At 42.1% G+C, this 19,243-nt stretch carries 18 protein-coding genes and 1 pseudogene; 17 read left to right on the top strand and 2 right to left on the bottom strand.

All coding sequences use genetic code 11. From position 1 onward, the window contains the following. The first annotated feature begins 91 nt into the window (after positions 1-91). Both ACED29_RS13325 and ACED29_RS13330 read left to right on the top strand, forming a co-directional pair. Positions 92-403 (top strand): hypothetical protein, encoded by a 312-nt coding sequence (locus ACED29_RS13325; protein ID WP_182742118.1) that lies wholly within the window; start codon positions 92-94, stop codon positions 401-403. Next, entirely contained in the window at positions 400-3,243 is a 2,844-nt protein-coding gene (locus ACED29_RS13330) for an immune inhibitor A domain-containing protein (protein WP_371697849.1), read from the top strand. The genes ACED29_RS13325 and ACED29_RS13330 overlap by 4 nt, the downstream gene beginning before the upstream one ends. A gap of 81 nt (positions 3,244-3,324) precedes the next feature. Here ACED29_RS13330 and ACED29_RS13335 read toward each other — a convergent pair whose 3' ends face one another. After that, complete coding sequence (locus ACED29_RS13335; protein WP_124017776.1) at positions 3,325-3,912, bottom strand: chorismate lyase; 588 nt, start codon at positions 3,910-3,912, stop codon at positions 3,325-3,327. Positions 3,913-4,040: 128 nt separating this feature from the next. Between ACED29_RS13335 and ACED29_RS13340 the strand changes: the two genes are divergently transcribed. Both ACED29_RS13340 and rlmF read left to right on the top strand, forming a co-directional pair. Beyond that, positions 4,041-4,442, top strand: coding sequence for a flagellar basal body-associated protein FliL (locus tag ACED29_RS13340; protein WP_124017775.1), 402 nt, complete (start codon positions 4,041-4,043; stop codon positions 4,440-4,442). Further along, positions 4,442-5,524 (top strand): 23S rRNA (adenine(1618)-N(6))-methyltransferase RlmF, encoded by a 1,083-nt coding sequence (gene rlmF, locus ACED29_RS13345; protein ID WP_371697850.1) that lies wholly within the window; start codon positions 4,442-4,444, stop codon positions 5,522-5,524. Before ACED29_RS13340 ends, rlmF begins: the two co-directional genes overlap by 1 nt. Here the strand turns inward: rlmF and ACED29_RS13350 are convergent. Beyond that, on the bottom strand, positions 5,521-6,375 hold the full coding sequence (locus ACED29_RS13350; protein ID WP_124017773.1) for a formate dehydrogenase accessory sulfurtransferase FdhD: 855 nt from the start codon (positions 6,373-6,375) through the stop codon (positions 5,521-5,523). The genes rlmF and ACED29_RS13350 overlap by 4 nt on opposite strands. 341 nt (positions 6,376-6,716) lie before the next feature. Between ACED29_RS13350 and ACED29_RS13355 the strand changes: the two genes are divergently transcribed. The 13 genes and pseudogenes from ACED29_RS13355 (at position 6,717) to ACED29_RS13415 (ending at position 19,047) form a co-directional block, all read left to right on the top strand. Next, positions 6,717-7,184 carry a DUF3305 domain-containing protein gene (locus tag ACED29_RS13355; RefSeq protein WP_124017772.1) on the top strand — a complete coding sequence of 156 codons (468 nt, stop codon included), beginning with the start codon at positions 6,717-6,719 and terminating at the stop codon, positions 7,182-7,184. Further along, positions 7,181-7,876, top strand: coding sequence for a DUF3306 domain-containing protein (locus tag ACED29_RS13360; RefSeq protein WP_371697851.1), 696 nt, complete (start codon positions 7,181-7,183; stop codon positions 7,874-7,876). The genes ACED29_RS13355 and ACED29_RS13360 overlap by 4 nt, the downstream gene beginning before the upstream one ends. A 142-nt stretch (positions 7,877-8,018) precedes the next feature. Continuing rightward, positions 8,019-9,698: a 4Fe-4S binding protein gene (locus ACED29_RS13365; RefSeq protein ID WP_371697852.1), complete on the top strand. Its 1,680-nt coding sequence runs from the start codon at positions 8,019-8,021 to the stop codon at positions 9,696-9,698. Between the two features lie 10 nt (positions 9,699-9,708). Continuing rightward, the gene (locus ACED29_RS13370; protein ID WP_182723744.1) at positions 9,709-10,374 is read left to right on the top strand and encodes a molecular chaperone; all 666 of its coding nucleotides are present in this window, start codon (positions 9,709-9,711) and stop codon (positions 10,372-10,374) included. A gap of 50 nt (positions 10,375-10,424) precedes the next feature. After that, positions 10,425-10,622, top strand: a complete 198-nt coding sequence (locus tag ACED29_RS13375; protein ID WP_124017768.1) for a formate dehydrogenase — start codon at positions 10,425-10,427, stop codon at positions 10,620-10,622. 16 nt (positions 10,623-10,638) lie between these two features. Then, on the top strand, positions 10,639-13,488 hold the full coding sequence (locus tag ACED29_RS13380) for a formate dehydrogenase subunit alpha (protein ID WP_124017791.1): 2,850 nt from the start codon (positions 10,639-10,641) through the stop codon (positions 13,486-13,488). Positions 13,489-13,513: 25 nt separating this feature from the next. Then, positions 13,514-14,110, top strand: coding sequence for a formate dehydrogenase FDH3 subunit beta (gene fdh3B, locus ACED29_RS13385; protein ID WP_124017767.1), 597 nt, complete (start codon positions 13,514-13,516; stop codon positions 14,108-14,110). 48 nt (positions 14,111-14,158) lie between these two features. Continuing rightward, complete coding sequence (locus tag ACED29_RS13390) at positions 14,159-15,175, top strand: formate dehydrogenase subunit gamma (RefSeq protein WP_124017766.1); 1,017 nt, start codon at positions 14,159-14,161, stop codon at positions 15,173-15,175. A gap of 335 nt (positions 15,176-15,510) precedes the next feature. After that, on the top strand, positions 15,511-15,900 hold the full coding sequence (locus ACED29_RS13395) for a septal ring lytic transglycosylase RlpA family protein (RefSeq protein WP_182757256.1): 390 nt from the start codon (positions 15,511-15,513) through the stop codon (positions 15,898-15,900). 292 nt (positions 15,901-16,192) lie between these two features. Beyond that, positions 16,193-16,541, top strand: a pseudogene (locus tag ACED29_RS13400) (DUF1287 domain-containing protein). A 222-nt stretch (positions 16,542-16,763) separates the two neighbouring features. Continuing rightward, on the top strand, positions 16,764-17,201 hold the full coding sequence (locus ACED29_RS13405; RefSeq protein WP_371697853.1) for a hypothetical protein: 438 nt from the start codon (positions 16,764-16,766) through the stop codon (positions 17,199-17,201). A 119-nt stretch (positions 17,202-17,320) separates the two neighbouring features. Beyond that, positions 17,321-18,253 (top strand): hypothetical protein, encoded by a 933-nt coding sequence (locus ACED29_RS13410; RefSeq protein ID WP_371697854.1) that lies wholly within the window; start codon positions 17,321-17,323, stop codon positions 18,251-18,253. A 95-nt stretch (positions 18,254-18,348) separates the two neighbouring features. Continuing rightward, positions 18,349-19,047 (top strand): polymorphic toxin-type HINT domain-containing protein, encoded by a 699-nt coding sequence (locus ACED29_RS13415; protein ID WP_371697855.1) that lies wholly within the window; start codon positions 18,349-18,351, stop codon positions 19,045-19,047. Positions 19,048-19,243: the final 196 nt, after the last annotated feature.

Raw genomic sequence — 19,243 nt, forward strand, 5'->3', positions numbered from 1 at the left:
ACGGGAACATTTACATTAAAGAATGTCTAATTTAATTGTAACCCATAGGTTGCAGCTGTTAATGTCATGTAATTATTGTTTGGGGTGAATTATGAAATACATTATCGTCATGCTAGGACTGGCTTTTATGACCTTGCAAGGTTGTCAAAATCCATCGGTGGCATCAAACGTAGACGAGCAAGCAGCCGTAACTAAACCATTAATTAAAGACTGTGGTCCAAGTGCTATGCCGCCTTTACGTGATAGGACTAAATTAATTGAAAACTTGCGCGCGAAAGGACTCATCACCGCCGATATGGACCAAGTACAAGTCGATAAAATTGTTGCTGATTACATCACCAAACGTCAAAAAGCATTTGAAAAATGTCACAAACCAACACTTAACACAGGGAAGTTAAAATGAGTAAGTTGACCAAATATCAAGGGTTAATTGTTTCAACGTTATTACTGGCATGTAGCAGCATGGCAGCACTTGCGGCTCCGCAAACTGGCACCCCAGCAGATGGTGGATTGATTAATGAACAGCAAGTGCTGTACTGGTTAATTAAACGTGGTGAAGTGGCAGCCGATGCCAGTGATGTTGAAAAACAAGCGGCAGTGGACGCATTTGTGAGCCGTGGCCGTCACACCACATTCAAACCTGCAGCGATTGAAGTGAAAGCTGAACAATTACGGGTTAAACGTGCAGCACAAAAAAACACTAAAAGTGCGCAATATGCCGCTGCAAATAACAAAGTATTAGCCGATCAAGATATTACCAAAACGGTAAAGGTGTTAGCTGTATTGGTAGACTTTCCAGATTTACCTCATGATGCCAACCAATTAAAGGCTGGCGATAGCGACATGTATTACAGCAGCTACCCAGCAGCACATTATCAACAACTGTTATTTTCACAAAACGGTTTTGCAGGTCCAAGTAACCAAAATTTACAATCGGCTTATCAGTATTTTCAGGCGGTATCGGGTAACAGCTTCTACTTTACCGGAGAGGTAAGAGATTGGGTTACAGCAGATCACGACGCCGCATACTATGGCGGTAATAATGGCAATGATGACGATAATGCAGTGCCTGAGCTCGTTAAAGAGGCGGTCACGAAAGCTGTCGTTGGGATGACCGATGCTGAGCTAGAGAGTTATGACATTGAAGACCCTTTTGATATCGATGGCGACGGTAATTATGATGAAGCTGACGGAATTATCGACCATGTAATGTTGTTTCATTCTAGTATCGGTGAAGAAGCTGGTGGTGGGGTGTTAGCTGATGATGCTATTTGGTCGCACAGATTTTATGTGGATTCCAACACCAATGGCTATGTTATTCCTGGGCGAGGTGGTTTAAAGGTATTTGGCTACACAGTACAACCTATCGATGCTGCAGCAGGTGTATGTACTCACGAGTTTGGTCATGATTTAGGCTTGCCTGATGAGTATGACACCACTAACAGTGGCGATGGTTCACCTGTAGGAGCTTGGTCATTAATGTCTGGTGGTAGTTGGACTGGCAGTATTGCTGGGGCTCAACCGAGTGGCTTTAGCCCTTATGCAAAATCTTTTTTACAACAAAAGTACAAAGGTAAGTGGGTTAATGAACAGCATATTTCATTGGCTAATTTAACCAGTAGTGGCACTGCGGTAAAGCTAAATCATGCAGTAAATAGTGATGCCATCAACCAGTTATCGATTGCGCTGCCTGCTGAAAATATCGCCTTTAAAGCGCCATTAACAGGTAAGTATCAGTATTATTCAGGTCAAGGTGACATGATGAATAATGCTATGTCGTTCAATGTGTCATTACCATTAGATACGCCGTTAGCATTATCATTTCAAGCTCACTGGGATATTGAAGATGATTATGATTATGTACAAGTTCTGGTTGATAGCGTAGCAATAGAAGGTAACTACACAAGTTCAACTAATGCCGTTTATCCAGCAGTAAAAAACTTTATTAGTGGAAAATCGAGCAACATTAGTACCGCAGCGGGTGTAGATGCTTGGGTTAACATGAACTTTGATTTGAGTGCTTATGCCGGCCGAGATGTGCAGATCAGTGTGGTCTATAAAACCGATGAAGCTGTTGGCGATTATGGTATGGCTATTGATGATATTCAGTTAATTAACCAAGGTTCAGCGTTTTATATTGATGGCGCTGAGGCTGATGGTATGGCGACATTGTCTGGTTTTAGCCGTATTGAAGATAGTCTTCCTGGTAAAGCGAGACGTTACATTGTGCAATTACGCAGTCATCAAGGTGTAGATGCCGGACTGGTTTATGACAATTATGAACCTGGAGTATTATTGTGGTTAGAAAATTTTAACCAAAATGATAATAATGTTTCAGATCACTCAGGCAAAAGCTTAATTGGTGTAGTCGATGCAGACCAAAATTTGATTGGTGCTCAGCGGACTGATGTGCAAATTCGTGACGCAGCATTTAGCTTGTATCCACAAAGTCCTTATGTTGGTGACAACCACCTAGCCGCTGAGTCTCTGTTTGACGACAATCGCGATTACAGTGCGCCGTTAAAACAACAAGCCGGTATGATATTGCCAGAGCTTGGATTGACCATGCAAATCACTGAACAAGCCAGCGATAGCAGTACTGCAACCGTTGAGTTTGCCTTATCTGATAGCAGCGAGTTGCCGCCAGTATCCTTAGTTGCCGAGATGAACGTGCAAGCTTCAGGTGCCGATGTTAGCTTTAATGTGATTGTCAGCGGTGGCAGTGATTACAGCTATGCATGGTCGTTTGGGGAAAACAATGCCACTAGTAGCGATACTGCACCAAGCTACACATATTCAGCATCGGGAGACTATATTGTCAGTGTGCTGGTAACTGACGCGGCAGGTAATACTGTCACCGCAACTGACACGATAAGAGTGGTGATTCAGCCTTTAGCTGCATTTACCTTGAATCAAACCGATCTAACAGTAGCGCTGACTAATACGTCTAAGCAAGGTTTTGGTAATTTGACTTATTTGTGGGATTTTGGTGATAGCAGTAGTAGCACGGTTGAAAATCCAAGCCATACTTATAACACAGCAGGGACTTATACCATTACATTAGTGACCACAGATTCTATTGGTAATGAAGTGACGGCTAATCAAGTTATAACGGTGTCCTCGCCAATAATTACAGCTACTGCGTCTACAACGACAACAGACAATGGCAGCAGCGGTGGCAGTTTGGGATGGCTAACTATATTGATGCTGAGCTTGTTTGGCTTCTTACGTAAGCGGGTTTAATCATCACCCTCTAAAAACGCCCTCAAGGGCGTTTTTAGATTAACGATACTAGATCGCCGAGTGAGGCGGAGTTAATCTTGTTCAACTTTGATTGATGTATTCGACCGCCGCAGGCAGAAAAATCTCGCTGACAATCAGTTGTGAACCATACAGATTAAAATAGCGACGACGGCCCCATAAGCTACTGTTAACTTTTTGATTTAAGCTGGTGGCTAATGCAGCTAAACGCCCGCAGGTTTCAAACTGGGCCACTTCAATATTGCCTGGAGTAATGTCTGGGCTATTAAATAATAATTCACCTAATGGACGAGTGCCAAGACGGGTGAAATCATTAGGTTGATGACCATTATTCTTGTGTTGTGAGTCGAGAATGATTTGTGGGATCAGCGTGCGGGCAAATACCCATGGGATGCCATCAAGACACAATAATACTTCTCGGATCCAAACTGGATCTGTTTGAGTGGGAAATTCATCTGCTAGAGGCTGAAGTAAATGCTCGCCTAACACTCTTACTTCGAAGAGTTTACAGTGCGTCTTAAGACGTTTGGTTAAGCTTCCGGTCGCTAATAACCAGTCTTTAAGTTGGCTGTGGGGCAATGAGTCGATTTTTTGTGGCGAAAACCAATGAATTGATTCACCATAAGGAAAGCTAGTACTGGTCACATTCATTTAAAACTCGTTACAATATATGTCAACGGCAGTAGTCTATCATGTCAAAGATGAGCAAACACTCCTAAGGGAGTGAGCAATATAGCTTAATTTAAGTAACGTTCCACATCGACGGAGTTTATCTCACTATGAAAAAATTGGTTTCAACGTTAGTTATGCTGTGTTGTTTGGCATTTAATGTCCATGCTGCAGATGAGCCTGCTGTTGAAGATTATGCATATTATGGCTTTGAGCCTGATATTGTTACTAACTATATTTCTAATCGTAAAAAGTTAGGTTTTGTTAAAATTAGTGTTGAATTGATGGTAAAAGATCCTAATGATTTAATGAGCTTAGAGCATCACGATCCTTTGCTTCGCTCGGCCATCGTTGAGATTTTAGGTAATCAATCGGAAGAAAAGGTTAAATCCTTATCTGGACGTGAGGAAATTCGCCGTGAATGCTATGAGATGATTAACCGCTTAATGGAACAAGAAGTCGGTCGTCCTATTGTGGTTAACTTACTCTTTACTAAATATTTATATGATTAATGGCTCGTTCAATAACGCAGTTGCAGCGAGCAAATCCTGATATGACTAAGCGGTCGCCAAACAAGCCTGCTGTGAAAAGACATTCCGCCTCAGCAGCGTCCAGTAAACCTGTGCTGTCAAAAGCGTTGCATTCGCGTAATGCCCATAAACAGGGGTATGATTTTGACGCACTGATAATCGCAGTGCCTGCATTGGCCGCTTTTGTTCGTCCAAATCCTTACGGTAACGCCTCTATCGATTTTGCCGACCCTCACGCGGTAAAATGTCTCAATACCGCTTTATTATTGAGTGAGTACAATATCCGAGGTTGGGATATTCCTAATGGGTATCTTTGTCCGCCAGTGCCTGGTCGTGTTGATTATTTGCATTACATTGCTGATTTATTAGCCGTTAATGGCAAGGTAATTAAAGGGGCGAGTATTCATTGCTTAGATATTGGAACGGGCGCCAATGGTATTTACCCATTATTAGGGATTCAAAGCTACGGTTGGCAATTTGTCGCATCGGATATTGACCCTGTTTCTATCGACAATGTGGACCAGATCGCCCAACAAAATCCGCAAATTTCAACTTATTTACAGTTAAGGTTACAGCAACAACCCGATCATATCTTTAAGGGTATCATTAGCGCAGATGAACGGTTTGATGTCAGCTTGTGTAACCCGCCGTTTCATAGCTCTTTGGCTGAAGCATCGGCAGGTACATTACGTAAAGTCACCAATTTAGCTAAAAGCCAGCAGAAAAAGCATGGCCAACAATCAAGTCAACTCGCCGTGAGCCAAGTTAAGCCTACGCTCAATTTTGGCGGTCAAAAAGCCGAGTTATGGTGTGATGGTGGCGAGCAGAAATTTTTGGCCAACATGATTAAACAAAGCCGCGACTATGCCAGCCAAGTGCTATGGTTTACCTCATTAGTGTCTAAGTCAGAAAACCTTAAACCTTGTTATCAATTACTCAAACAGGTAAACGCTGTTGAGGTAAAAACCATTGAGATGACACAAGGTAATAAAGCCACACGCATTTTAGCGTGGAGTTTTTTAACCCCAGCGTTACGTCAACAATGGTCTACATTAAGGCGTTAATCTTTGATGGCATCAAATGTGATGGTTTCACAACCGTGATACACCAAAAAATGTCTGCCTTTGGCGCGAGCGATTAAGGTGATGCCCATTTGCTTAGCCAAGTCTAAACCCATTTGAGTCACGCCACTGCGCGACAGTAATACTGGTATGCCCATCTTGGCGACTTTGATCACCATTTCTGATGTTAACCTACCAGTAGTATAGAAAATCTTATCGTGTCCTGATTGCTGATCCAACCACATATCGCCTGCTAAAGTATCGACGGCATTATGGCGTCCTACATCTTCAACGAAGGCTAAAATTTTCTCATCTTGGCATATTCCACAACCATGAACTGCACCTGCATTTTTATAGGTTTCATTGTAAGCACTAATATTGCTGAGCAGATGATAAATAGTCGATTGTGTCAGCGATGGAGTAGGTAAACTTATGTCATCTAATCCTTGTAAAAATCCTCCGTAAACAGTGCCTTGACCACAACCGGACGTAACTGTCTTTTCGGCTAGTTTCTGCTCAATATCTTCGGATACTTCTTTGGTGATCACCGCAGCAGAACTGACATCCCAATCAACAATAACTGACTCTAATAAACTTAAATCGCTAATAAACCCTTGGTTTTTTAAATAACCAAGGGTTAATGACTCAGGTTTTGCGCCTAATGTCATCAAGGTCACAATCGGACGCCAATTTAAATAGACAGTTAATGGGCGTTCACAGGCAACAAATTTATCGACGATTACGCCTTGTTCGTTAACCGCTTTAACTGCAATGGTCAGTGGTACTTGAGTATTAGTTTTAACAAACTTTATCGCATCGCGCGTTAAAGATGTGGCTGAAACAGATTGAGTCATAAGTGAGATAGCCTCTAAATGGGTCTTTAATTGATGGACTGAGCGGCAGCATTTACTTGCTTCAACATTAGAAAGCATAGCAATTATTATTCCCGAAACTGAAAACGACTTGCCTAAGCGTGATCTAGCGCAAATCTTTACAAATTCAATATTTTTGCCGCGTATTTATGTCCCATCTAAAATGACACTATGGACATATTGTCCTATCCTTATGAAGGATTTAGGGATCTAGTTCAAAGTTAATTTACTTTTTAGTTGGCACTATTTTTGCTTTTACTTTAATAAATAATCAAATCAAGTGTATTTTAATACACACTTTCATGTCAGAGGTAAGCATTACCATGCAACACACCGACACGATTTGGCCGATGTATGTTTCACTCAAAAAGGTGCCAATCCAAGTAGGGCGCTGGGCATCGGTTCGCTGGGAACTTGACCAAATGGTTCCTGCAACACAACCGCAGCCTGAAAACTCTGTCTTAATACCACTTGAATTATATAAAGATCAACGAGGTAGTTATCGTATTAATCTCGATATGGATAATTCAACGCTCTATATCGTTTGTGATGAACTGATTGACGGTACCTGGGTGCCAGCAATGATCTCTGCCGACCAACATGTCAGTGCCGGTTGCCTTGAATCTGATACACCCGTGCTTAATATTCCTATGCCCAGTGCAATTGCGTGCTGGATAGAAGCATTTATCACTCGTCATGGCGAGGTTGAGATCAGTGCTCATCGACGCAAACATGTTAATCGTCGTAAAAATGAAGGTCCAAGTGCAAATCACTCCGGGAAAATCCAATGAGCGATAACACAAAAGGTCTTCTTAACCGTTGGGAGATTAGACGTCAACGGGTTGCTGAAGAGGCTGAGCAAGAAGAATTATTGCAACATGCGCGAGAAAAACCTGATGACTTCAACATACTAACAGCGGAAGTCGACCAAGATAATAGCGTGATAGATGCTGATGAGGTGGCAGAGTCTGAACCGTTACCCGATCCCAGTACCATTGAAGTCGGCGGTAGTTTTGCTCGTTTTATGGCTAAAAGTGTTGATCCAACCACTAAAGCCGCAGCGTTAAGAGCCTTATGGAAACAGCCGCAATATGGTCACATTGATGGGCTTATCGAATATGCGCTGGATTATACCAATCAACCGCTATTGTCAGCAGATGTATCCGCTGAGTTAGCCAGTAAAGTGTTTCGTTATGTCATTAAAAAAGAACCGCCAGAACTTGAATTAGATCCAGAGGCCGTTTCGACTGATTTATCTGCAACAGAACTTGCCCCAACGGATTTAGCCCCAACCGATTTGGCAAAAACCGAACTTTCTGAGCAAACCAGAGCGATTTCCGAAGAGGAGTCTATTGCTTCAACGGATGCAGATAAGCCAGAGGATGAACCACAAACCGCGGCGATATCGCCACAAGAACAACCGCTTTGTCACAATGATGACCTGATAAAGCAAGCTGTCGCCAGTGATGAGGCGAAAGCGTAATAACAGCAGTCACTGATGATGTGACCTAGATGAAAGCCGTTATGTAAAGATTTACAACTAGTTATACGATCAGCAATAAGCGTGAACAGTGAACTGAGCTATCACTGTTAATGAGGTATAAAAACCGAGAATTGGGAACGCAATGAGTATCAGAAAAAACCAGCCACAGCTGAAACAAGCACGACAACAGGTGATGGCGAAGACGCAGATTCTGCAAAATTTAATACCGCCTACCGTTAGTTATACTACCCAGGGGCATGTGCTCATTATTGGGCCTGAAGATCTGGCACGTTTAGCGGCGGACAAATTGTCTACTATGGCAAGTCGAGTAATTTTAGCCAATGAAGCGATCACTAGCCAAGATGAAGTCCATCTTGAAGCCGTGATGAATGCGGCGGCTGATGTCGAAAGTTACTACAATAAATTGACCAGTGTTAAAGGTTTTCTAGGCCAGTTTCAGGTCAAAGTTGAAGGTGATACTGGGATTACAGATTTAAGCGTGGTTGCTATTCGTCAAGCGCATTTTGATATCGTGCTCGATTTAAGCCACAGTCCCTGTATTAATCTAGAAATGCTTCCTCCAGGTTACTTTTATGTTGGCCAAGACTCTGCATTACTCGCTGATGCTATTGCCAATATTCCAGAGTTAATAGGAGAGTTTGATAAACCACGTTATGTTCGGGTTAATAGTGATATTTGTGCCCATGACAAACATGGTCTAAACGGTTGTAATCGTTGTTTAAATTTTTGTCCTGCGGATGCAATTAGCAGTATAGCGCATAAGATTGAAATTGATCCTTACCTTTGTCATGGAGCCGGCAGCTGTACCAATACATGCCCAACAGGTGCACTGAGCTATGATTTACCGACCCCAGCATCGTTGCATACTTACCTTGAAAAGCTTATCAGCCGCTATCGTGAAGAAGCCCAAACCGCCCCTGTTATCTTGTTTCATGATAATGAAGCTGGCGCTGAATTGATTTCGGAGCAATTAAGCGGTGATGTGTTACCCGTCGCAATGGAAGAAATAACCGTAGCGAGCATAGATCATTGGTTAGCGGCATTAGCCAATGGTGCCCGCGAAATTTTAATCTTACAAACACCAGCAACAGCACCGACATTACTGCAAATGCTCAAAGGTGAGTCTGCATTAGCTAATCGTATTCTCGACCAAATGGGCCAGCCTCAACGGATCCGCTTAATTACTCCGTCAGATCTAAGTCAGCTAGATGATGCACTCGCGGTCAGCTTAACTTGGCCTGTGATTATGCCGATGATGTTAACGGCAGCAGAACCTAATACTAATGTAAAACGCAGCATCATATTTCAAGCGATTGACCACCTCAATAGTCAAGCAGCAGCCGTTGATGATGTGCTCGTTATGGCGAATATTCCATACGGTATGGTGAGTATCAACAGCGACAAGTGCACCTTATGTTTGTCATGTGTCTCAACATGCCCAACCCAAGCTTTGAAGGATGGCGGTGATGCTCCGGCACTGAAGTTTGTTGAGCAAGATTGTGTGCAATGTGGGTTATGTGAAGCCGCTTGTCCCGAAAAAGTGATTAGCTTAATACCACAAATTAATTTTAATCAGTCCGCAAGACAACACGTTCAAGTATTAAAAGAAGAACCTGCATTTGAATGTATTCGATGTGGTAGTGAATTTGCAACTCAATCAATGATACACAAAATGGTAGAAATGGTCGGCGCCCATAGTGCGTTTAGCGCCAATATTGAGCGTTTGAAAATGTGTGGCGACTGCCGAGTAAAAGACATGTTTGAAGACATCCTTGACGATCCAGAAAAGCAATTGCAATAAGAGATCTCTTATGACCGAAGCAGGAAGACAAGTAAGTGAGAATGATCAGTTAAGAGCCGATATATATCAGTTACTGGCAGCGTTGTTACGCCGCCAACCTAGTGCTGAATTATTAGCGTTCTTAGCCGATTTAGAGGTAGAGGCCGAGGATGGCAATACCATGAGTCAAGCATGGAATGCGTTAAAACTCGCTGCAGCAAACAGTGATACCAACACCTTAGAAGATGAATACTTTGCTATTTTCTTGGGTGTAGGCAGTGGCGAAATTATGCCATACGGTAGTTGGTTTATGACCGGCTCGTTAATGGATAAACCCTTAGCTGCATTGCGCGGCGACCTGATGCAACTTGGCTTTGAACGTGAAGAAAACGTTAAAGAGCCAGAAGATCATGTTGCGGCATTATGTGAAGTCATGGGCTGCTTAATTTTAGAAGCACCAGGTTATCGCCAATTAGCGTTTTATCAACGTCATATTGGTAGTTGGATTATGCGTTTTTGTGACAACTTAGCCAACACGCCTAGTGCTCATTTTTATCAAAGCGTTGCACAATTAGCTAAAGCGTTTTTTACCGCTGAGGCCAATGAATTTGAACAACTGAGTTTAAATATTCCGGTGAATTGTCCAGGTAGTGCTGACTTAGATCCGCTTGAACAAGACGTTGTACAAATTAACTAAATCGGGTGATGGCTTATTTTGCCTCATCTTTTTATCAACAAGGAGACAATATGAAAAAGCAAGCTTCCGACATGGGTCGCCGCCAAATGCTAAAAGCATTAGCGCTCGGCACAGCGGCAGGTGCTGTGGCTAGTGTTAGTGCACCTGCACTTGCCCAAGTCACTAAACCGTCTGCAGAAGAGCCTACGGGCACTAACTATCGCGAAACAGAGCATATTCGTAATTATTATGCATCGTTAAGCAAATAACAAAGGAGAGTGTGTGATGCGATTAACCCGCAAAACAGACACGGCCACCAAAGCTGAAAAGCCAGGCCTAGGTCTTAACCGACGTCAATTCCTCAAGTCTGCCAGTTTGGCGACGGGTGGTATTGCAGCGGCTTCAATGCTTGGCGCAGGTATGATGCGTAAAGCAGAAGCTAAAGATGTCCCACATGATGCTCCAACCGAGATAAAACGGACAATTTGTTCTCATTGTTCAGTAGGTTGTGGTGTTTATGCTGAAGTTCAAAATGGGGTATGGACTGGGCAAGAGCCTGCGTTCGACCATCCATTTAACCAAGGAGGTCATTGTGCCAAAGGCGCTGCATTGCGCGAGCATGGTCATGGTGAAAAACGCTTAAAGTATCCGATGAAGTTAGAAGGCGGTAAGTGGAAACGTCTATCATGGGAACAAGCTATTAATGAAGTGGGCGACAAAATGGAGTCGATTCGTCAAGAGTCTGGTCCTGATTCCGTTTACTTTATGGGTAGTGCTAAATTTTCCAATGAACAATCTTATATGTATCGCAAATTAGCAGCGATGTGGGGCACTAACAACGTCGATCACTCAGCTCGTATTTGTCACTCTACCACAGTAGCCGGTGTTGCAAACACTTGGGGCTACGGTGCGCAAACTAACTCGTTTAACGACATCCGCAATTCAAAATGCATGATGTTTATTGGTTCTAACCCATGTGAAGCTCACCCTGTGGCGATGCAACACATTTTGATTGGTAAAGAACGCGGTGCCAAAATCATCGTTGTTGATCCACGCTTTACCCGAACAGCAGCTAAGTCTGATGAGTATGTCCATATTCGTCCAGGTACCGACATTCCATTTATTTATGGTTTGTTATGGCACATTTTCGAAAATGGCTGGCAAGATGATTCGTTCATTTCTCAACGTGTATACGGCATGGAACGTATTCAAGAAGAAGTGAAAAAATACACTCCAGAAGAAGTTGAACATATTGCTGGTGTGCCAAAAGCTCAAATGTACCGTGTTGCGAAAATGATGGCAGAAACTAAGCCAGGCACTATCGTGTGGTGTATGGGTGGTACTCAGCATCATATTGGTAATGCTAACACTCGCGCATATTGTATTTTACAGCTTGCCCTTGGCAACATGGGTATCGAAGGCGGCGGAACGAACATTTTCCGTGGTCACGATAACGTACAGGGTGCGACTGACTTTGGTTTGTTATTTGATAACTTACCAGGTTATTACGGTTTAACCTCTGGTGCATGGGATCATTGGGCCAATGTGTGGGATCTGGAACCTAAGTGGATCACCGAGCGTTTTGACCAAGGTGAATACTTAGGTCAATCACCTCAAACATCAGCGGGTATTCCTTGTTCGCGTTGGCACGATGGTGTGTTAGAAGACAAAACCAAGATTGCTCAAAAAGATAATATTCGTCTGGGGTTCTTTTGGGGGCAGTCAGTTAACACTGAAACCCGTGGTCGTGAAGTGCGTGAAGCGCTAAACAAAATGGATACCATTGTGGTCGTCGATCCATTTCCAACTATGGCTGCAGTAATGCACGAGCGCCAAGATGGAGTGTATTTATTGCCTGCGGCAACTCAGTTTGAAACCTATGGTTCGGTTTCGGCTTCTAACCGTTCTTTACAGTGGCGTTCGCAAGTTATTGAACCATTATTTGAGTCATTACCTGATCATACAATCATGTATAAATTGGCTAAAAAATGGGGCGTAGAGGACCAATTCTGTAAGCACATCAAGGTCAATGGTGATGAGCCATTAATAGAAGACATTACCCGTGAATTTAATACAGGTATGTGGACTATTGGTTATACAGGCCAAAGCCCTGAACGTTTGAAAATGCACCAAGAAAATTGGGGCACCTTTGACGTTAACTCGCTGGAAGCACCCGGCGGCCCAGCTAAAGGCGAAACCTATGGTTTACCTTGGCCATGTTGGGGTACACCAGAGCAGAAACATCCAGGTACTCAAATTTTGTATCGCACCGGACGTGAAGTTAAAGACGGTGGTGGTAACTTCCGTGCACGTTATGGTGTTGAACATAACGGCAATAATATTCTTGCGGAAGGTTCTTTCTCAAAAGGTTCTGAAATTCAAGATGGTTACCCAGAGTTTACTGCCGACATGCTAAAACAGCTTGGCTGGTGGGATGACCTAACAGCAGACGAAAAAGTTAAAGCTGAAGGTAAAAACTGGAAAACTGATATCTCTGGCGGTATTCAACGTGTGGCAATTAAGCATGGTTGTATCCCTTATGGTAACGCTAAAGCGCGTTGTATCGTATGGAACTTCCCTGATGATATTCCATTACATCGCGAACCGTTATACACACCTCGTCGTGACTTAGTGGCTAAATACCCAACCTATGAAGATCGGATGGTAGCGCGTCTACCAACACTTTATAAAACGATTCAAGACAAGGATTTTGCTACTGATTTCCCAATGGCATTAACCACTGGTCGTTTGGTTGAGTACGAAGGTGGTGGTGAAGAAACCCGTTCAAACCCATGGCTTGCAGAACTGCAGCAAGAAATGTTCATCGAGATCAACCCAGCAGATGCTGCTGATCGCGGTTTACGTGATGGTGATGACGTGTTTGTTCATAGCCCAGAAGGTGCCAAAATTACTGTTAAGGCTATGGTGACACCGCGTGTTATTGCGGGTGAATGTTTTATGCCATACCATTTTGCTGGTGTATTTGAAGGCAAGAGTTTGGTCAAAAACTACCCAGAAGGCACAGTGCCTTATGTGATTGGTGAATCTGCCAATACCGTAATGACCTATGGTTATGATGTCGTAACGCAAATGCAAGAGACCAAGTCTAGCTTGTGTCAGATAAGCAAAGCCTAAACACTTGATGAGGAGATAAGCCATTATGGCAGTCATGAAATTTCTGTGTGACACCAAACGCTGCATCGAGTGTAACGGTTGCGTCACAGCATGTAAAAACGAAAACGACTCTGCTTTAGAGTGGGGTATTCAGCGTCGCCGCGTGGTAACGCTTAATGATGGTGAACCAGGAGAAGCGTCAATCTCAGTAGCATGTATGCATTGTACCGATGCACCATGTATGGCTGTTTGTCCGGCCGACTGTTTCTACCGTACCGAAGACGGCATTGTGCTCCACAACAAAGATACTTGTATCGGTTGTGGCTATTGCTTTTATGCTTGCCCATTTGGCGCGCCGCAGTTCCCTAAAAAGACTGCATTTGGTAGTCGCGGTAAAATGGATAAGTGTACTTTCTGTGCTGGTGGCCCAGAAGAAGATCATTCAGAAGCCGAGCGTCTCAAATATGGCTCAAACCGTATTGCTGAAGGCAAATTACCAATGTGTGCTGAGCTTTGTTCAACCAAAGCTCTGTTGGCCGGTGATGCAGGCATAGTGTCTGATATTTATCGTCAACGTATGGCTGCACGCGGTAATCCAAATGTGATTTGGGGCTACAATCCTAAAACAGGTGAAATGGTTTAACCCAGAGCAATGGCTGCGATAATTTTCGCAGTCATATAAGGAGTGACAATGTTAACTTTAACGTTAAACAAATCACTGCGCAGGATGTTTGCTCTGTTGGTTCTGTGTATGGGATTGGGGTTGGTTACATCGACGGTTTATGCCGCCGATGAACAATCAAGTCAGCAACAAGCAAAGTCTAAAACCAGTGATGCAGATCTCTGGCGCGCAGTAAAAGCTGGCGAACCCGGATACAGTACAGACAAAGGCCTTGATGCTGATGTTCTGATTAATGTATCGGGTAATGAAGGCAAAATATTGCGAAATACTTACCTAAAACCAGCACTTGGCTTAGCCATAGTGGGGGTTTTTGGGGCCTTTTTAGTGTTTTACTTAGTCAATGGTCCATCAAGATTAAGTAAGGGCTTTTCAGGAAAAATGGTACTTCGTTGGAGCACAGCCGATCGTTGGTTACATTGGATTATGGCAGTATCTTGCCTAACCATGATGCTAACAGGTGTGATTATTATGCTTGGGCGACATCTCTTAGCCCCATATGTCGGAGACGGTATATGGGCAGGGGTTATAGCCTTCAGTAAATTTGCCCATGATTGGTCTAGCCCCATTTTTATGGTGTCTTGGCTAGCATGTATCATCAAATGGATGCCACTACAATTTTTCAAGATGTATGATTTGAAATGGTTTTTAGTGGTTGGCGGCTACATTAACTTTGGTCCGTTTAAAGGCAAACACCCAGACAGTGGTTTTGCCAATGCGGGTGAAAAAATGTGGTTTTGGACCTTAGCTATTTTTGGTCTAAGCATCAGTTTAAGCGGTATTATGTTAGTGTTTCCGACACTGGATTTGCCGCGTGAACTGTCGATGCTCGCTTTGTTGATACATGGTCTTAGTGCGACGATCTTAATCGCATTTACTATAGTGCATATTTGGATGGGAACCGTACTCAGTGAGGGCGGGATGGAGTGCATGTTATCGGGCTATTGTGACGAAAACTGGGCTTCACAACATCATAATGTGTGGTATGACGAAATCAAAGCCGATGGTACTTTAAAATACAAAGAGTAACCCTGGCACTCTGGTGTTAGTACACTAGTTGATTGCAGATATAAAACACCTTGTTAGGTCACTGACAAGGTGTTTTTTATTGACCATTTTAACTGCGTTATCGGCTTTTTAACGGCATAACGCCACCCAAAAGTCTCAGTTTTATCACTATTGTTATTGTTATGGGCCAACGATTCTTTGCCAAAACAACGTTGAGAGATCAACATACGGTAATCAAAATAACGGTTTCATTTGAATCATTATTCAAAGTCAGTTAGTGTTTCTGACATTATTAAATTACAAGAAAACGAGTAATTTAGCCGGCTCGTTATGTGGACACACTAAAAAGACAAACCATGGTCGCTATTTCACGAAAATTTCAGTTTTTAATGTTTTCCATTATGTTGGCAGGCTGTTCTTCGATGCCAGCTGATGTTGGTGGCAATTGGATCGGTTTTACTGAGTCTGGCCAAGCCTCACATTATGCAGATAGATACCAAAATAAGAAAACGGCTAGCGGGGATCTCTATCGCCACAATCAAAAAACAGCAGCCCATAAAGATTTACCATTCGGTTCAAATGTAAAAGTCACCAATATTAATAATGGTAAAAGTGTTACCGTCAAAATCAATGATCGTGGTCCGTTTGTTAAAGGACGCATCATTGATCTTTCTAAGTCGGCTTTTAGCAGTATAGGCAATGTATCTACAGGTCTTCTTGACGTTAAAATCGAAGTGATCCGTTAGCGGGTACAAAGCTTGCTGTATACGTGAGTGTAAATATGTTTGGTCTGGCTTAGTAGCATAGGTTTTCAGGGTTTAGCAGGTGAATGTTATATTCTAAGGATGGTTAGTGGGACAGTCAGTACTGTTTTGCGTGTTATTTTTTAGTCCAGTAATTCATGCAGTAGACTTTCATCACGATATTGTCTCGAGTTTGCTTAATAGAACACCCCAGCAGATTTTGTATGACGGTTCTTATATCTCAATACCATTATCTCAATGGTGATGTAGCTAAAATATCTGTGTATGCACAAATATGATTATTCGAGTCTACCAAGGAATTGGTACTGATTTGCAACAACTAGTGCACCAAGATAGGCGTACACTTTTCTCTTTATCCTTCTCAAAGACTTTGGGGTCTGAATTCTACAGATAGAAATATACACCAGCGACGTGCTGCTCATTTGCAGACGTTCTTTAAAAGGCATGGTAAATCGTTAACCATTAGGACTCATGACTCAGCTTATGCTGTTAGTGATGTTGTTACTTGGATATTGCCAGAGAATTTACCCCATATTGATATGGTTATCGCTCAGGTTGACGCTACAACCGGTAATCCTATGATTGTTCATTATATTGGTTTTGCGCCTAAAATTGATTTTTGATTATGACATGGCTAGGCATTATCGATTTGAACCATCGAAATATAACCACTAAGTAATGGCTTGGACTATTATTTAAAGTGACGGTCGTACGGCATTAGTGGCTGGTTGTGCAACGTTAATATTATCAAATAAACAACGTTATTTACTGTTGATTTGCTACCAAAGTTAAACAGATATTATCTGGTGCTTCTAAGGATAAATGATTAACCCTAAAGAGAAATTATGAACATCATCGAGAAATCATTAGCAATCGCTTTACAAGCTTATTCGGGGAAACAAGATAAGGCAGGGAAAGCATATATTCTTCATCCACTTAGGGTCATGGCCAAAATGGATACTGAATACGAAATGGCTGTTGCCTTGCTTCACGATGTTATAGAAGATTCTGATTATACTGCTGAGTATCTCCTGGAAGAAGGTATCCCATTAGATGTAGTAAACGCAGTGCAATTGTTATCTAAGAGCTGTGATGAAAGTTACCATCAATTTATCAATCGCGTTACCGCTAATCCATTGGCGGTCAAAGTTAAAATCGCTGATATTGAGGATAATATCAATATTTTACGTTTAAAGGTTATTGATGCAAAAGATCTTGAGCGGATGGCTAAATACCATGCCGCCTGGAAGACGCTGCAAACTTTAACGCCCATAACGTCATAAAATTAAAAAGTTTTCGTTACACCTGCTATTGTTGAGTAATTAAGCTAACATTCACTATTGTCTAACCGTAGTATTTGGATGAAATAAATAGGACTGGCTTTAAAAACGAGAGAGTTAATATGGATTTTAATTTACTGCGTTTGTGTGTGTATTTACTTTTTCTAAGTCTATGTAACCTAGTTTATTTCCCTTATGCTTGTTCAGCGGACAAGTTCGTTATAAATCACTCTGTCTCAGAAAGTGATCGACGCTATCAATATACTTATGAGCTGTTAGATTTAATTATTCAAGAGACCAATGCCGATTTTGGGGATGCTTCTATTGAAGTGACGAATCTGGTGATGAGTCGAAATCGGATATTTAAATCATTACAGGATGGCCAAACGATTAATGTTATGGCCGAAGCATCAAATGAAGAGTGGAATACAAAGCTCATTCCTATCCCTATCCCCATCCGCAAAGGCATTCAAGGGTTTAGAGTTTTTATTATTAAAAATGAAAATAAAAACTTGTTGGCCAATATTGATTCACTAGAGCAATTGATGAGGCTGCGAACCGGTTCAGGTAGTCAGTGGTCTACCAGGGTTGCTATGAAACAAGCAGGATTCGATGTGGTGGAGAGCGCGCAGTACGATAGTTTATTCAATATGCTTTCAAAAGGACGTTTTATCACATTTGGGCGTGGAGTGAATGAGGCTTATCAAGAGGTTGAGTTATTTCAAAAGCGTTATCCTGAATTAATTGTAGATGAACATATTGTGCTTAATATCCCTCTGGCGACTTATTATTATGTATCACCTACAAAGCCTAGGTTAGCGAATAGAATCAAGGTTGGTTTACTGAGAATGATTGAAAATGGCAAGTTTGATAAACTTTTCTATCAATGGCATTGCGAGTACTTAATGCGAAGTCAGCTTAACAAACGCAAATTATTTAAAATTAGTAACCCGCTGGTAGTCGAATCACAAATGACTTCGATTATGGGTAAAGACTTTTTGTTTAATTCAAGTTTGGATGCATCATCTATCTGTCAAAAGTACCTTAAACCATAATAACCAATGACAAATGGTTCAGTGAGTATTCTCTAAGTCGGTAAGAATACTCATTTATGCCGATTTAACCACTATTTGGAAATATTACTGCCGTTATGCTAGAGATTAACTATTCTATTGGTGACCTAAAAACCTCGATGCTGGTTGTAGAAGATCATCATTTTTACCTTCTAACTGAGGTATGGGTAAAGGCTGAAGAACTGAGCATCGGTGATAAAATAGTTGCCTGCAGTGATGCTGTCGCTGAGATAGACAAGATCAATAAAGTTGAAGATTCACATCATTGCCAAGATTTAAAAATAAGCCACAATCATAATTATTTTGTCACCAATACTCGTCCGGCTTTTCATGACACCCTTTGCGATAGGGCACCAATCGATAAACTTGAACTTATGGCCTATGAGTTGGCCAATAGACCCTCTAACTATCCTGATGGTAGGCTAACCGGTTACCATGGTGGGCCTTGGGTTGCGGCTAAATATTTACATCGCAATCCCGACAAGGAAGTCATCGGTTGGGGCCGTGCCAATGACAGCATGTGCGCTGAAGATGCAGCTGTAAGTGATTTGAGGCAAAAATTGGGTGATGCGATTGTGCTACATCGAAGTAATGTAACTATTTCTCATGCCTATTTGAGAAAATATACTAAAAAAGGCCGCTTTGTGAATACAATGAGTCCTTGTATTCACTGTCGTGATAACTATGGTAGTGCACTAAATGACCTCACAGTTGGTGTGAGTAATTTAGCTAAAGACGGTCGTGATTATTTACCCCCAGTCGAAGAGTCATCCTAAGTTACATAGTGATTAACCACCCGAAACTCCAAATCAACAATCCCAGTTCAGCTTGAGATTAAGCCTATCTGCATATTTTATATCGCTCGATTTTATTGCACTAATGAATAAATTTTGCGGCAGCAATTATCTGGAAAACCTGACAGATAATGATTGTCGCAAGCGATGATGTTGGATTTGGTAATAGGAAACTGTA

This window comes from Shewanella sp. 5S214 (genome assembly GCF_041439795.1).
In the GTDB taxonomy this organism is placed as follows: Bacteria; Pseudomonadota; Gammaproteobacteria; order Enterobacterales; family Shewanellaceae; genus Shewanella; species Shewanella vesiculosa.

Bases quoted from the DNA above. Each gene is read 5' to 3' on its own strand.
- ACED29_RS13325 (WP_182742118.1), top strand. From the start codon at position 92: ATGAAATACATTATCGTCATGCTAGGACTGGCTTTTATGACCTTGCAA.
- ACED29_RS13330 (WP_371697849.1), top strand. From the start codon at position 400: ATGAGTAAGTTGACCAAATATCAAGGGTTAATTGTTTCAACGTTATTA.
- ACED29_RS13335 (WP_124017776.1), bottom strand. From the start codon at position 3,912: ATGAATGTGACCAGTACTAGCTTTCCTTATGGTGAATCAATTCATTGG.
- ACED29_RS13340 (WP_124017775.1), top strand. From the start codon at position 4,041: ATGAAAAAATTGGTTTCAACGTTAGTTATGCTGTGTTGTTTGGCATTT.
- rlmF (WP_371697850.1), top strand. From the start codon at position 4,442: ATGGCTCGTTCAATAACGCAGTTGCAGCGAGCAAATCCTGATATGACT.
- ACED29_RS13350 (WP_124017773.1), bottom strand. From the start codon at position 6,375: ATGACTCAATCTGTTTCAGCCACATCTTTAACGCGCGATGCGATAAAG.
- ACED29_RS13355 (WP_124017772.1), top strand. From the start codon at position 6,717: ATGCAACACACCGACACGATTTGGCCGATGTATGTTTCACTCAAAAAG.
- ACED29_RS13360 (WP_371697851.1), top strand. From the start codon at position 7,181: ATGAGCGATAACACAAAAGGTCTTCTTAACCGTTGGGAGATTAGACGT.
- ACED29_RS13365 (WP_371697852.1), top strand. From the start codon at position 8,019: ATGAGTATCAGAAAAAACCAGCCACAGCTGAAACAAGCACGACAACAG.
- ACED29_RS13370 (WP_182723744.1), top strand. From the start codon at position 9,709: ATGACCGAAGCAGGAAGACAAGTAAGTGAGAATGATCAGTTAAGAGCC.
- ACED29_RS13375 (WP_124017768.1), top strand. From the start codon at position 10,425: ATGAAAAAGCAAGCTTCCGACATGGGTCGCCGCCAAATGCTAAAAGCA.
- ACED29_RS13380 (WP_124017791.1), top strand. From the start codon at position 10,639: ATGCGATTAACCCGCAAAACAGACACGGCCACCAAAGCTGAAAAGCCA.
- fdh3B (WP_124017767.1), top strand. From the start codon at position 13,514: ATGGCAGTCATGAAATTTCTGTGTGACACCAAACGCTGCATCGAGTGT.
- ACED29_RS13390 (WP_124017766.1), top strand. From the start codon at position 14,159: ATGTTAACTTTAACGTTAAACAAATCACTGCGCAGGATGTTTGCTCTG.
- ACED29_RS13395 (WP_182757256.1), top strand. From the start codon at position 15,511: ATGGTCGCTATTTCACGAAAATTTCAGTTTTTAATGTTTTCCATTATG.
- ACED29_RS13405 (WP_371697853.1), top strand. From the start codon at position 16,764: ATGAACATCATCGAGAAATCATTAGCAATCGCTTTACAAGCTTATTCG.
- ACED29_RS13410 (WP_371697854.1), top strand. From the start codon at position 17,321: ATGGATTTTAATTTACTGCGTTTGTGTGTGTATTTACTTTTTCTAAGT.
- ACED29_RS13415 (WP_371697855.1), top strand. From the start codon at position 18,349: ATGCTAGAGATTAACTATTCTATTGGTGACCTAAAAACCTCGATGCTG.